Genomic DNA, 13,218 nt, shown 5'->3' with positions numbered 1-13,218 from the left:
AATGAGCGCACCCCTGCTAATTGCCCGCACGCCGGACACCGAACTGTTTTTATTGCCAGGCATGGCCAACCGTCACGGGCTGATTACCGGCGCGACCGGGACCGGTAAAACCGTCACGCTACAGAAGCTGGCCGAATCGCTGTCCGAGATTGGCGTACCGGTATTTATGGCCGATGTGAAAGGTGACTTGACCGGCGTAGCCGAGGAAGGACAAGCCTCTGACAAGCTGCTCGCCCGCCTGAAAAATATCGGTATTACTGACTGGCAACCGCATGCTAATCCGGTCACGGTGTGGGATATCTTCGGCGAAAAAGGTCATCCCGTGCGGGCCACGGTATCTGACCTCGGTCCGCTGCTGCTGGCCCGTCTGCTGAACCTCAACGACGTGCAGTCCGGCGTGCTGGATATAATCTTCCGCATTGCCGATGACCAGGGTCTGTTGCTGCTCGATTTCAAAGACCTGCGGGCCATCACCCAGTACATTGGCGATAACGCTAAATCCTTCCAGAATCAGTACGGCAATATCAGTAGCGCCTCGGTCGGGGCGATCCAGCGCGGACTGCTGTCGCTGGAGCAGCAGGGAGCGGCACACTTCTTTGGCGAACCGATGCTGGACATCAAAGACTGGATGCGTACCGATGCCAACAGCAAAGGGATGATTAATATCCTCAGCGCCGAGAAGCTCTACCAGATGCCAAAACTGTACGCCGCCAGCCTGCTGTGGATGCTCTCCGAGCTGTATGAACAGTTGCCGGAAGCGGGCGATCTGGAAAAACCAAAACTGGTGTTTTTCTTCGATGAAGCACACCTGCTGTTCAACGATGCTCCACAGGTGCTGCTGGATAAAATCGAACAGGTGATCCGCCTGATCCGCTCGAAAGGGGTCGGCGTGTGGTTCGTCTCACAAAACCCGTCGGATATTCCGGACAACGTGCTTGGTCAGTTGGGAAACCGCGTGCAGCACGCCCTGCGCGCGTTCACGCCGAAAGATCAGAAAGCGGTGAAAAGCGCGGCGCAAACCATGCGCGCCAACCCGGCATTTGATACCGAAAAAGCCATTAAGGAGCTGGGAACCGGTGAGGCGCTGGTGTCGTTTCTGGACGCCAAAGGCAGCCCGTCGGTGGTTGAACGAGCAATGGTGATTGCGCCATGCTCACGGATGGGACCGGTGACGGATGACGAGCGCAACGGGCTGATTAATCACTCTTCGTTGTACGGCAAATATGAAGAAGATATTGACCGCGAGTCCGCCTATGAACGTTTGCAGCAAGGCGTGCAGGCCAGTACCGAGCAGCAAAATACGCCTCCCGCCAACGGTAAAGCCGTCGATGTGGACGGCGGTATTCTCGGTGGGTTGAAGGATATTCTGTTTGGCAGCACCGGACCGCGCGGCGGTAAGCGCGATGGCGTGGTGCAGAGCGTGGCGAAAAGCGCGGCGCGACAGGTTACCAATCAGATAATTCGCGGCATGTTGGGGAGTTTGATGGGCGGGAGAAAACGCTAGCCCCGTGTTACGTTGCCGGATGGCGGTGTAAACGCCTTATCCGGCCTACGGGTCCGGAGTAGGCCTGAAAAGCGCAACGCCATCAGGCCTACGATTACTGTGATTACGACTTACGCAGCATCAGCCACAGGCTTATCAGGAAGAAGCTGGCGCTTGGCAGCAGCGCACCGATAATCGGCGGAATGCCGTACACCAGCGTCAGCGGGCCAAAGATTTGGTCCAGCACATAGAACACAAAGCCAAAGCTAATCCCTGTCACCACGCGCACGCCCATCGGGACGCTACGCAGCGGACCAAAGATAAACGACAGCGCCATCAGCATCATGACCGCTACAGACAGCGGCTGGAAGACTTTGCTCCACATATTGAGCTGGTAGCGTCCGGCATCCTGGCCGCTCGACTTCAGGTACTTCACGTAGTTATGCAGACCGCTAATCGACAGCGCGTCAGGATCCAACGCCACAACGCCGAGCTTGTCGGGTGTCAGGTTGGTTTTCCAGGTGCCGCTCACCGTTTGCGAGCCGGTGATTTGCTTCGGATCGGTCAGGTTGGATTCATCCACCTGCGACAAACGCCAGACCTTCTGCTCCGGGTCAAACGTCGCGCTCGCAGCGTAGCGTACAGACTGCAGACGGCGCTTGTCGTTAAACGAGTAGATGCTAATCCCGCCTAACTCGGCGTCGCCTTTCACCCGCTCGATGTAGACAAAGCTGTCACCGTCTTTCGCCCACAACCCCTGCTGGGTAGAAAGCAGCGAGCCGCCGTACATCTGCTGCGCACGGTAGTTACGCGCCATCTGTTCGCCTTGTGGCGCGACCCATTCGCCGATAGCCATCGTCAGCAGCACCAGCGGAATCGCGGTTTTCATCACCGACAACGCCACCTGCATACGGGTAAAGCCGGAAGCCTGCATCACCACCAGTTCACTGCGCTGGGCCAGCATGCCCAGCCCCAGCAATGCCCCCAGCAGCGCCGCCATCGGGAAGAAGATCTGGATATCTTTCGGCGCACTGAGCAGGGTATACAGCCCGGCGCCCATCGCATCGTAGCTCCCCTGCCCGGCTTTTTTCAGCTGGTCAACGAACTTGATGATCCCGGAGAGCGACACCAGCATGAACAGCGTCATCATGATGGTGGTGAAAATGGTTTTACCGATATAGCGGTCAAGTACACCAAAAGGCTGCATTATACCGCTCCTTTACGCATAAAACGGGCACGCAAGCGGCGCATCGGCACCGTATCCCAGAGGTTAAGCACAATCGCCAGCGCCAGATATGCCAGGTTAACCGTCCACATCCAGAACACTGGATCCAGCTTACCTTTACCGCCGTTCGACTTCAGCGACGTCTGAACCAGGAAGAACAGCAAATAGAGCAGCATTGCTGGCAGCATCGACAGCACGCGCCCCTGACGCGGGTTCACCACGCTCAGCGGTACAACCATCAGCGCCATCATAAATACGGTGAATACTAACGTGATACGCCAGGTCAGCTCCGCGCGGGCACGATCGGTGTCGGTCGTCCACAGCGTACGCATGTTCATCTGGTCGGTATCGTTTGGATCCAGTGCCACGGCCTGATGACCGATAATCGCCTGATAATCCTGGAAGTCGGTAATGCGGAAATCGCGCAGCAGCGCGGTACCTTCGAAGCGCGTCCCCTGGTTCAGCGTCACGACCTGAGAGCCATCACGCATCTGGGTAAGATGTCCGGAATCGGCTACGACGACCGAAGGACGAGCGTTGCCTTTCGGGCGGATTTGCGCGAGGAACACGTCTTTGAAGTTGCTGCCGTCAACACTTTCGATAAACAGCACCGAACTGCCGTTGGTAGCCTGCTGGAATTGCCCCTGAGCAAGCGCCGCCATACCGGGGTTCGCTTTCGCCTCCGCCAGGACTTCGTCCTGATGTCTGGAGGACCACGGCCCGGCCCACATCACGTTGACCGCCGCAATAATACTGGTAAACAGCGCCAGCACCATCGCCGCTTTCACGAGCACTGCCTTGCTCAGCCCGCAGGCGTGCATGACCGTAATTTCGCTTTCGGTATACAGTTTGCCCAGCGTCATCAACAGCCCGAGGAACAGGCTTAAGGGCAAGATAAGTTGCGCCATTTCTGGCACGCCCAGCCCCAGCAGCGAGAGCACCAGATTTGCCGGGATATCACCGTCAACCGCCGCACCAAGGATCCTGACCAACTTTTGACAAAAGAAGATCAAAAGCAGGATGAATAGGATCGCAAGTTGGCTTTTGAGCGTTTCCCGAACCAGATATCTTATGATTATCACTTTAAATACGCCCGTAAAAACCCGTCTTTTGCCGGAATTTAGCTTGTTTCATGGCTTAAACGTCATTTATTCTCTTGAGTCGTCGAAATCGTCGCTAAGATCATTATACTCAACGGATCCACCTCTCAGAAATTGTTCTGACGTGCCAATGCCGTAATAACGTTAAGATTAACACGAAGTCACCGCAACAGCGGGTATGAGTTACGAAAGCTTGCAATTCTATCCGTAGCCACCGCCGTTGTCTTTAAGATTCAGGAGCGTAGTGCATGGAGTTCAGTGTAAAAAGCGGTAGCCCGGAGAAACAGCGGAGTGCGTGCATCGTCGTGGGTGTCTTTGAACCACGCCGCCTCTCTCCGATTGCAGAGCAGCTCGACAAGATCAGCGACGGGTACATCAGCGCACTGCTGCGTCGCGGCGAACTGGAAGGCAAACCGGGTCAAACCCTGTTGCTGCACCATGTTCCTAACGTTCTGTCTGAGCGAATTCTCCTTATTGGTTGTGGCAAAGAGCGCGAACTTGATGAGCGCCAGTACAAGCAGGTCATTCAGAAAACCATCAATACCCTGAATGATACAGGCTCAATGGAAGCCGTCTGCTTTCTGACTGAGCTGCACGTCAAAGGGCGCAATAACTACTGGAAAGTGCGTCAGGCCGTTGAGACGGCACAGGAAACGCTGTACAGCTTTGATCAACTGAAGACCAACAAAAGCGAGCCACGTCGCCCGCTGCGTAAAATGGTCTTCAATGTGCCGACCCGCCGCGAGCTGACCAGCGGTGAGCGTGCGATCCAACACGGTCTGGCGATCGCCGCCGGCATTAAAGCGGCAAAAGATCTTGGCAACATGCCGCCGAACATCTGTAACGCCGCCTATCTGGCCTCTCAGGCGCGCCAGCTGGCAGACAGCTACAGCAAAAATGTTGTGACCCGCGTAATCGGCGAGCAGCAGATGAAAGAGCTGGGCATGCACTCTTATCTGGCCGTCGGTCACGGCTCGCAGAACGAGTCGCTGATGTCGGTCATTGAGTACAAAGGCAATCCGTCCGAAGACGCGCGTCCGATTGTGCTGGTCGGTAAAGGGTTAACCTTTGACTCCGGCGGTATCTCCATCAAACCAGCCGAAGGCATGGATGAGATGAAGTACGACATGTGCGGCGCAGCAGCGGTATACGGCGTGATGCGCATGGTGGCCGAGCTTCAGCTCCCCATCAACGTTGTCGGCGTGCTGGCGGGCTGTGAAAACATGCCGGGTGGCCGCGCGTATCGCCCAGGCGACGTGCTGACCACGATGTCTGGACAGACCGTTGAAGTGCTCAATACGGATGCCGAAGGCCGTCTGGTGCTGTGCGACGTGTTAACCTACGTCGAGCGCTTTGAGCCAGAAGCGGTGATTGACGTCGCGACCCTGACCGGCGCGTGCGTGATTGCGCTGGGCCATCACATCACCGGCCTGATGTCGAACCACAACCCGCTGGCGCATGAGCTGATCGGTGCGTCCGAGCAGGCTGGTGACCGCGCATGGCGTTTGCCGCTGGGTGATGAATACCAGGAGCAGTTAGAGTCCAACTTTGCGGATATGGCGAACATCGGCGGACGTCCTGGCGGTGCCATTACCGCGGGCTGCTTCCTGTCACGCTTTACCCGTAAGTACAACTGGGCGCACCTGGATATCGCCGGTACCGCATGGCGTTCAGGGAAAGCCAAAGGCGCAACCGGTCGTCCGGTCGCGTTGCTGTCGCAGTTCCTGCTCAATCGTGCCGGTTTTAACGGCGAAGAGTGATGTAAAACGCCGGGTGGCGGCTTCGCCTTACCCGGCCTACAACATCACTCAACCGTAGGCCGGGTAAGCGTAGCGCCACCCGGCTTTGCATTTAAATCCACAACAAGAAGCCCCATATCATGAGAAACGCAACGTTCTATATTCTGGACAATGACAACACCGTCGATGGCTTAAGCGCCGTTGAACAACTGGTGTGTGAAATTGCCGCAGAACGTTGGCGTGCTGGCAAGCGCGTGCTGATCGCCTGTGAAAACGAAAAGCAGGCTCTTCGACTGGATGAAGCTCTGTGGGCGAGACCGGCAGAAAGTTTTGTTCCGCATAATCTGGCGGGAGAAGGCCCCAGAGGCGGCGCGCCGGTAGAGATTGCCTGGCCGGAGAAACGCAATAGCAGCCCGCGCGACCTGCTCATCAGTTTGCGCGTTGGCTTTGCAGATTTTGCCACCGCTTTCACAGAAGTGATAGACTTCGTTCCTTACGAAGATTCTTTGAAACAATCGGCACGCGATCGCTACAAAGCTTACCGCGTGGCTGGTTTTAACCTGAATACGGCAACCTGGAAATAATGGAAAAGACATACAACCCACAAGATATCGAACAGCCGCTTTACGAGCACTGGGAAAAGCAGGGCTATTTCAAACCTAACGGCGATGAAAGCAAAGAGTCCTTCTGCATCATGATCCCGCCGCCGAACGTCACCGGCAGTTTGCATATGGGTCATGCTTTCCAGCAAACCATCATGGATACCATGATTCGCTACCAGCGCATGCAGGGTAAAAACACCCTGTGGCAGGCCGGTACCGACCACGCGGGTATCGCTACCCAGATGGTGGTTGAGCGTAAGATTGCCGCTGAAGAAGGTAAAACCCGTCACGACTACGGTCGCGAAGCGTTTATCGACAAAATTTGGCAGTGGAAAGCGGAATCCGGCGGCACCATTACCCGTCAGATGCGCCGTCTCGGCAACTCCGTTGACTGGGAGCGCGAGCGCTTCACTATGGACGAAGGTCTTTCCAATGCCGTGAAAGAAGTCTTTGTTCGCCTGTACAAAGAAGATCTGATCTACCGTGGCAAGCGTCTGGTCAACTGGGACCCGAAACTGCGCACCGCTATTTCTGATCTGGAAGTGGAAAACCGCGAGTCTAAAGGCTCCATGTGGCACATCCGCTATCCGCTGGCTGACGGCGCGAAAACCGCAGACGGTAAAGATTACCTGGTCGTCGCCACCACCCGTCCGGAAACCGTACTGGGTGATACCGGCGTAGCCGTTAACCCGGAAGATCCGCGCTACAAAGATCTGATCGGCAAATTCGTTGTCCTGCCGCTGGTTAACCGTCGCATTCCGATCGTCGGCGATGAACACGCCGACATGGAAAAAGGCACCGGCTGCGTGAAGATCACCCCGGCGCACGACTTTAACGACTACGAAGTCGGGAAACGTCACGGCCTGCCGATGATCAACATTCTGACCTTTGACGGCGACATCCGCGAAACCGCGGAAGTATACGACACCAAAGGCGAAGAGTCCGACGTTTACTCCAATGAAATCCCGGCTGAGTTCCAGAAGCTGGAACGTTTTGCTGCGCGTAAAGCGGTGGTTGCCGCCGTTGATGCGCTGGGCCTGCTGGAAGAAATTAAACCACACGACCTGACCGTACCTTACGGCGACCGTGGCGGCGTGGTTATCGAACCGATGCTGACCGATCAGTGGTACGTCCGTGCCGACGTGCTGGCAAAACCGGCGGTTGAAGCGGTTGAAAACGGCGACATCCAGTTTGTACCGAAGCAGTACGAAAACATGTACTTCTCCTGGATGCGCGATATTCAGGACTGGTGTATTTCCCGTCAGCTGTGGTGGGGTCACCGTATCCCGGCATGGTATGACAACGACGGCAATGTCTACGTTGGCCGCACCGAAGACGAAGTGCGTCAGGAAAACAACCTCGGCGCCGACGTTGCTCTGCGTCAGGACGAAGACGTTCTCGATACCTGGTTCTCTTCTGCACTGTGGACCTTCTCTACGCTGGGCTGGCCGGAAAATACCGACGCGCTGCGTCAGTTCCACCCAACCAGCGTGATGGTTTCCGGCTTCGACATTATCTTCTTCTGGATTGCCCGCATGATCATGATGACCATGCACTTCATCAAAGATGAAAACGGCAAGCCGCAGGTTCCGTTCAAGACCGTCTACATGACCGGTCTGATTCGTGACGACGAAGGCCAGAAGATGTCCAAATCCAAGGGTAACGTGATTGACCCGCTGGATATGGTCGACGGTATCTCTCTGGCAGAACTGCTGGAGAAACGTACCGGCAACATGATGCAGCCGCAGCTGGCTGAGAAAATTGCCAAGCGTACCGAGAAGCAGTTCCCGGACGGCATCGAGCCGCACGGCACCGACGCCCTGCGTTTCACCCTGGCGGCGCTGGCCTCTACCGGTCGCGATATCAACTGGGACATGAAGCGTCTGGAAGGTTACCGTAACTTCTGTAACAAGCTGTGGAACGCCAGCCGCTTCGTGCTGATGAACACCGAAGATCAGGATTGCGGCTTCAACGGCGGCGAAATGACCCTGTCTCTGGCAGACCGCTGGATCCTCGCTGAATTCAACCAGACCATCAAAGCGTACCGCGAAGCGCTGGATAACTTCCGCTTCGATATCGCCGCGGGCATTCTGTACGAGTTCACCTGGAACCAGTTCTGCGACTGGTATCTGGAGCTGACCAAGCCGGTCATGAACGGTGGTTCCGAATCTGAACTGCGCGGCACCCGCAATACGCTGGTCACCGTGCTGGAAGGTCTGCTGCGCCTGGCGCACCCGATCATTCCGTTCATCACCGAAACCATCTGGCAGCGCGTGAAAGTGATTTGCGGCAACACTGCAGATACCATCATGCTGCAGCCGTTCCCGGAATATAACGCCGCACAGGTTGATGAAGCGGCGCTGGCTGATACCGAATGGCTGAAGCAGGCGATCGTCGCCGTACGTAACATCCGTGCGGAAATGAACATCGCCCCGGGCAAACCGCTGGAGCTGCTGCTGCGTGGTTGCAGCGCTGATGCGATGCGTCGTGTGAACGACAACCGCAGCTTCCTGCTGAACCTGGCACGTCTGGAAAGCATTACCGTGCTGCCAGCCGATGACAAAGGCCCGGTCTCCGTGACCAAAATCATCGACGGCGCCGAGCTGCTGATCCCGATGGCTGGCCTCATCAACAAAGAAGATGAGCTGGCACGTCTGGCGAAAGAAGTGGCGAAAATCGAAGGTGAGATTGCCCGTATCGAAGGCAAACTTTCCAACGAAGGTTTCGTTGCCCGCGCACCGGAAGCAGTTATCGCCAAAGAGCGTGAGAAGCTGGACGGTTACGCAGAAGCCAAAGCGAAGCTGATTGAACAGCAGGCGGTCATCGCTGCGCTGTAATCGCCTATGCCGGATAGCGCTGAGCTTATCCGGCAAACGGGCACCGTCAACGTAGGTCGGATAAGTCTAGCGCATCCGACACCACAGACGATAAAGCCTCTGACGCATATGCTCAGAGGCTTTTTATTGAATTATCCTCGCTTGCACTTCCCCTCACCGCAGTGGTATTAACTGCATATGTCTCACTTTTATGTCATGAGTTCGCTATGAGTGCCATTACCTCCGTCGCGGCAACGCTGCGCCGAATTTCTGCCGATGATAACGCCGCCATTGCCCTCGTTATCCGCAAAGTTTCCGCTGAATACGGGCTTACCGCCGATAAGGGCTATACCGTTGCCGACCCTAATCTGGACGAACTGTTCCAGGTTTACAGCCAGCCGGGCGCAGCCTACTGGGTGGTTGAGCAAAACGGTGAAGTCGTGGGCGGCGGTGGTGTTGCACCGTTAGGATGTAGTGAACCAGACATTTGCGAGCTGCAAAAGATGTACTTCCTGTCGAGCGCGCGCGGTCAGGGGCTGGCGAAAAAACTGGCGCTGATGGCGCTCGAACATGCCCGCGAGCAGGGTTTTAAACAGTGCTATCTGGAGACCACGGCTTTTCTGACTGAGGCAATCCGCCTGTATGAACATTTAGGCTTTGAGCATATCAGCGAAGCGCTGGGCTGTACCGGGCACGTAGATTGTGAAGTGCGGATGTTAAAGCCCCTCTGACCTTACGCCGAGAGGCTTTAGCCACGTTACTGCATCTCGGCTGAGAGCATCAGTCGAATAACGCCAGCCGCGCGGGCGGTTGGCAGCTTCAGCACCTGTGACCAGAGATCCTGCACTATCTCACAGGCAATCTTCTCTTTGCCGATCGCTTTAGTCGGATCGGCCATGATCTGAATATCCGGCCCATAGCGCTGTACTAGCCCAGGGCTTATTGCTTGCAGATCCTGCAACGCCAGCTGTTTCTCTTCTGCCGTGACCGTATGTTTGTTTGGACCATAGGCAGCACGCATCATACTCATATCACTCGCCATACGACGGTTCATGATCTCACGCGGAACCAGACGTGCCGGATTAATCCCCCCTTTCACTGCCGGAAACAGAAAGCGGAAGCATTCGTCATCACCGATTTTGGCCACAGCAGCGATCTGCTCAAGGTTAATTTTCATATATTCAATGACATTGGCATCTGGCGCCTGCTGCAATCTCGCCATTTGCAACTGAAGAATTTGCGGCTGTATCGCGTCGATAACCTGCTGTTCGCTACTCCCTGCTTTCTTCATCTGCGCAGCCTGGCTGATAATTTTTTGTGTCAGCTCAGGTTCCTGCTCCTTAATCACCTGAAACGCCGGATTGGAGAGCATCGCCTTTTCAAACTGCTGCTCTTCGGTCAGACCATAATCCGGGCTTTCGCGTGGGATCAGGTAGTGCACATCAAACAGATTCCACGCGATAATCGCCACCACAAAAACCACCGCGCCGGAGATCTTGCCCAGCCAGCCTTTTTTGCGAAACATGCCGACGACGATAGCAATCACCGCCCCGATATAACCTGCCAACAAAACGTGTGCCCAGTTCATTAACCATCCTTATGCCAAATCATCTCTGTTACGGGGATATATTTCCCCTTCGTGTGTTTTGATTATTACGGCAGCAGCGAGCGATTTCCAGCCACCAGATTTTGCTAACAGAAAGAGGAAGGATTAATCCGCGCGGCGATGGACACCGCGCGTCAAAGAAAGGAATTAAGCTGGCACACCACTGTGAAAACGGAATTCATCGTCAGGAGAGGTGATCAACGCGGCTTCTACTTCGCCAAAAAACCGAACCCGGCTACTGATATCATCGGCTGAAACCTGCTGCGCCAGCGCCAGGTAATCCTGATAGTGTCGGGCCTCGGATCGCAGCAGCGACAGATAAAACGCCTGCAGATCATCATCCAGATACGGTGCCAGCGCGGCGAACCTTTCGCAGGAACGCGCCTCAATGTAAGCCCCGCAAATCAGTTTATCGATTAGCGTCAGCGGCTCGTGGGTGCGTACCTCTTTGAGCATGCCTTTAGCGTAACGGCTGGCGGTAATCTTAATATAGGGAATGTTGCGGCTCATCATCGCCTCACGCACCTGCCAGAAGTGATGCAGCTCTTCTTTGATCAGCAAAACCATGCTGTCGATAAGCTTGCGTCCCCACGGGTCGTCGGTTTGCGGCATCACGCTTTTGCTTATCTGTTTATTCAGCGCGATAAAATCCGGCTCATCCCCTTCTCTGAAAGCAAACGCTTCATAGGGTTTCAGCCAGTCCAGCAGCGCCTGCGATCCCTGTTTATCTGCGACATACTTACGCACCAGCAGCATCGCCGTTTGCGCCGCTTTCAGCTCACAGACGAGGTGATCGGTCAATAACAGAGGCAGATTTGCCGGGTCCCGCGCTTTATCAAGCCAGTCCTGGGGCGTTTTACAGTGCAGGAAATTGTGGATCGGGGAGAGTATTTGCAGGTAATCCATACGTTGTCCTTGGCCTGCGGCAGCCTGGGCTACCGCAGGTCAGTTGATGACTTAGTGACGCACGCCGTCATCATCTTCGTCGACGAGGTCTTCATCGTCGCCGTCTTCACCTTCTTCGCCGTTCGGGTCTTCAAAATAAGTGCCCCAACCGTCGTATTCCACATCGTATTTTTCGGCCAGGTTCATCAGTTGCTCAACCTGAGCATCGATCAACTCCGCATTCAGTGCACATTCGCTCAGAATGTCACAGCAAATAACCGTGTCGCCTTCTTCCACTTCCAGCTCTTCCGGCTCGGTCACTTCATAACCCAGCTTGAAGGCTTCTACTGCCGCTTTTTCCAGGGTTTCGAAGTCATCCGCGGAAAGGTGATGCTCGATGGTGTACAGCGCGTCTGGATCGCTGCCATCTTCGAGTAACTCTTCAATAATCAAGCGCGTTTCTTCACGCTGTTCTTCCAGTAGTTCCGGGTTTGCCATGGCTCGTTCCTCATAATGTCCTGCCGATACTCTTATTGTCACATACCGCTGTCATTGCCTCCACCTTTCCAGGAAAGATTTGTTAAACAAGGTTGCAAATGAATAAACATACATATAAATTGAATTTTAATTCAATAAATGGCCTAAGCCATGTGAGGGAACCATGTCTGCGTTTTATCAGAAACATTTTTTGAAACTGCTTGATTTCACCTCTGCTGAACTCACGTCACTGCTTCAGCTCGCCGCACAGCTGAAGGCGGATAAGAAAAACGGCACTGAAGTCGCAAAGCTCACCGGTAAAAACATCGCGCTCATCTTCGAAAAAGACTCAACCCGTACCCGTTGCTCTTTCGAAGTTGCCGCATACGATCAGGGCGCGCGCGTGACATACCTCGGGCCAAGCGGCAGCCAGATTGGCCATAAAGAGTCGATCAAAGACACGGCCCGCGTGCTCGGCCGCATGTACGACGGTATTCAGTATCGGGGCCACGGTCAGGAGATTGTCGAGACGCTGGCGGAATATGCCGGAGTTCCGGTGTGGAACGGATTAACCAACGAGTTTCATCCCACCCAGCTCCTGGCGGATCTGTTAACTATGCAGGAACACCTGCCGGGTAAAACGTTTAATGAAATGACGCTGGTCTACACCGGTGATGCCCGCAACAATATGGGCAATTCCATGCTGGAAGCCGCCGCGTTAACCGGGCTGGATCTGCGTCTGGTTGCACCGCAGGCCTGCTGGCCGGAGGAAAGTCTGGTTGCGGAGTGCAAAGCGCTGGCACAGAAAAACGGCGGCAATATTACGCTGACCGAAGATGTCGCCACGGGCGTGAAAGACGCGGACTTCATCTATACTGACGTCTGGGTATCAATGGGCGAAGCAAAAGAGAAGTGGGCCGAACGTATTGCGCTGCTGCGTAAGTACCAGGTTAATAGCGCGATGATGGCGTTGACCGGCAATCCGCAGGTGAAATTCCTGCACTGCCTGCCCGCGTTTCATGACGATCAAACCACGCTTGGCAAACAAATGGCACAGGAATATGGTCTGCACGGCGGAATGGAAGTGACCGATGAGGTCTTTGAATCCCCCGCCAGTATCGTATTTGATCAGGCAGAAAACCGGATGCACACCATCAAAGCGGTGATGGTGGCGACGCTGGCGAAGTAAGAGCATGGATGAAAAGAATGCCGGATGGCGATGCTAAGCATCTTATCCGGCCTACAATCGCGCTCCCGTAGGCCGGGTAAGGCGAAGCCGCCCCCG

Annotated in this window: 13 protein-coding genes; 7 read left to right on the top strand and 6 right to left on the bottom strand. The window is 55.2% G+C overall.

Annotated elements, in window-relative coordinates; all coding sequences use genetic code 11:
• The first annotated feature begins 1 nt into the window (after position 1).
• The gene (locus tag OGY10_RS06560; protein ID WP_191226487.1) at positions 2–1,504 is read left to right on the top strand and encodes a helicase HerA-like C-terminal domain-containing protein; all 1,503 of its coding nucleotides are present in this window, start codon (positions 2–4) and stop codon (positions 1,502–1,504) included.
• 103 nt (positions 1,505–1,607) lie between these two features.
• Here OGY10_RS06560 and lptG read toward each other — a convergent pair whose 3' ends face one another.
• The 3 genes from lptG to OGY10_RS06545 form a co-directional block, all read right to left on the bottom strand.
• Positions 1,608–2,690 carry an LPS export ABC transporter permease LptG gene (gene lptG / locus OGY10_RS06555; RefSeq protein ID WP_008786067.1) on the bottom strand — a complete coding sequence of 361 codons (1,083 nt, stop codon included), beginning with the start codon at positions 2,688–2,690 and terminating at the stop codon, positions 1,608–1,610.
• Positions 2,690–3,790: an LPS export ABC transporter permease LptF gene (gene lptF, locus OGY10_RS06550; RefSeq protein ID WP_032942200.1), complete on the bottom strand. Its 1,101-nt coding sequence runs from the start codon at positions 3,788–3,790 to the stop codon at positions 2,690–2,692. Before lptF ends, lptG begins: the two co-directional genes overlap by 1 nt.
• Before the next feature lie 62 nt (positions 3,791–3,852).
• Positions 3,853–3,903 carry a hypothetical protein gene (locus tag OGY10_RS06545; protein ID WP_212723231.1) on the bottom strand — a complete coding sequence of 17 codons (51 nt, stop codon included), beginning with the start codon at positions 3,901–3,903 and terminating at the stop codon, positions 3,853–3,855.
• A gap of 153 nt (positions 3,904–4,056) precedes the next feature.
• On the opposite strand from OGY10_RS06545, the gene pepA reads away from it, so the two are divergent.
• From pepA to OGY10_RS06525, 4 genes are all read left to right on the top strand, one after another.
• Positions 4,057–5,568, top strand: coding sequence for a leucyl aminopeptidase (pepA, locus tag OGY10_RS06540; protein WP_003025870.1), 1,512 nt, complete (start codon positions 4,057–4,059; stop codon positions 5,566–5,568).
• A 119-nt stretch (positions 5,569–5,687) separates the two neighbouring features.
• The gene (gene holC, locus OGY10_RS06535; protein ID WP_003830256.1) at positions 5,688–6,131 is read left to right on the top strand and encodes a DNA polymerase III subunit chi; all 444 of its coding nucleotides are present in this window, start codon (positions 5,688–5,690) and stop codon (positions 6,129–6,131) included.
• On the top strand, positions 6,131–8,986 hold the full coding sequence (locus tag OGY10_RS06530; RefSeq protein ID WP_008786064.1) for a valine--tRNA ligase: 2,856 nt from the start codon (positions 6,131–6,133) through the stop codon (positions 8,984–8,986). The genes holC and OGY10_RS06530 overlap by 1 nt, the downstream gene beginning before the upstream one ends.
• 206 nt (positions 8,987–9,192) lie before the next feature.
• Entirely contained in the window at positions 9,193–9,696 is a 504-nt protein-coding gene (locus OGY10_RS06525) for a GNAT family N-acetyltransferase (RefSeq protein WP_008786063.1), read from the top strand.
• 26 nt (positions 9,697–9,722) lie between these two features.
• Here OGY10_RS06525 and OGY10_RS06520 read toward each other — a convergent pair whose 3' ends face one another.
• The 3 genes from OGY10_RS06520 to rraB form a co-directional block, all read right to left on the bottom strand.
• Positions 9,723–10,553, bottom strand: coding sequence for a hypothetical protein (locus tag OGY10_RS06520; RefSeq protein WP_060682819.1), 831 nt, complete (start codon positions 10,551–10,553; stop codon positions 9,723–9,725).
• A gap of 165 nt (positions 10,554–10,718) precedes the next feature.
• Positions 10,719–11,477 (bottom strand): tRNA isopentenyl-2-thiomethyl-A-37 hydroxylase MiaE, encoded by a 759-nt coding sequence (miaE, locus tag OGY10_RS06515; RefSeq protein ID WP_286576491.1) that lies wholly within the window; start codon positions 11,475–11,477, stop codon positions 10,719–10,721.
• A 51-nt stretch (positions 11,478–11,528) separates the two neighbouring features.
• On the bottom strand, positions 11,529–11,954 hold the full coding sequence (rraB, locus tag OGY10_RS06510; protein ID WP_003025845.1) for a ribonuclease E inhibitor RraB: 426 nt from the start codon (positions 11,952–11,954) through the stop codon (positions 11,529–11,531).
• Between the two features lie 98 nt (positions 11,955–12,052).
• Here rraB and argL point away from each other — a divergent pair, with 98 nt between their 5' ends.
• Both argL and argF read left to right on the top strand, forming a co-directional pair.
• A complete protein-coding gene (gene argL, locus OGY10_RS23775; RefSeq protein WP_373371225.1) occupies positions 12,053–12,148 on the top strand; it encodes a putative translational regulatory protein ArgL in 96 nt (31 codons plus the stop codon).
• Entirely contained in the window at positions 12,118–13,122 is a 1,005-nt protein-coding gene (gene argF, locus OGY10_RS06505; RefSeq protein ID WP_286576489.1) for an ornithine carbamoyltransferase, read from the top strand. The genes argL and argF overlap by 31 nt, the downstream gene beginning before the upstream one ends.
• Positions 13,123–13,218: the final 96 nt, after the last annotated feature.

It is taken from the genome of Citrobacter sp. Cpo148 (genome assembly GCF_030332375.1).
GTDB lineage: Bacteria > Pseudomonadota > Gammaproteobacteria > Enterobacterales > Enterobacteriaceae > Citrobacter > Citrobacter portucalensis.
The sequence above is the reverse complement of the archived record's forward strand: the minus strand, read 5'-3'. Positions and strand labels throughout refer to the sequence as shown.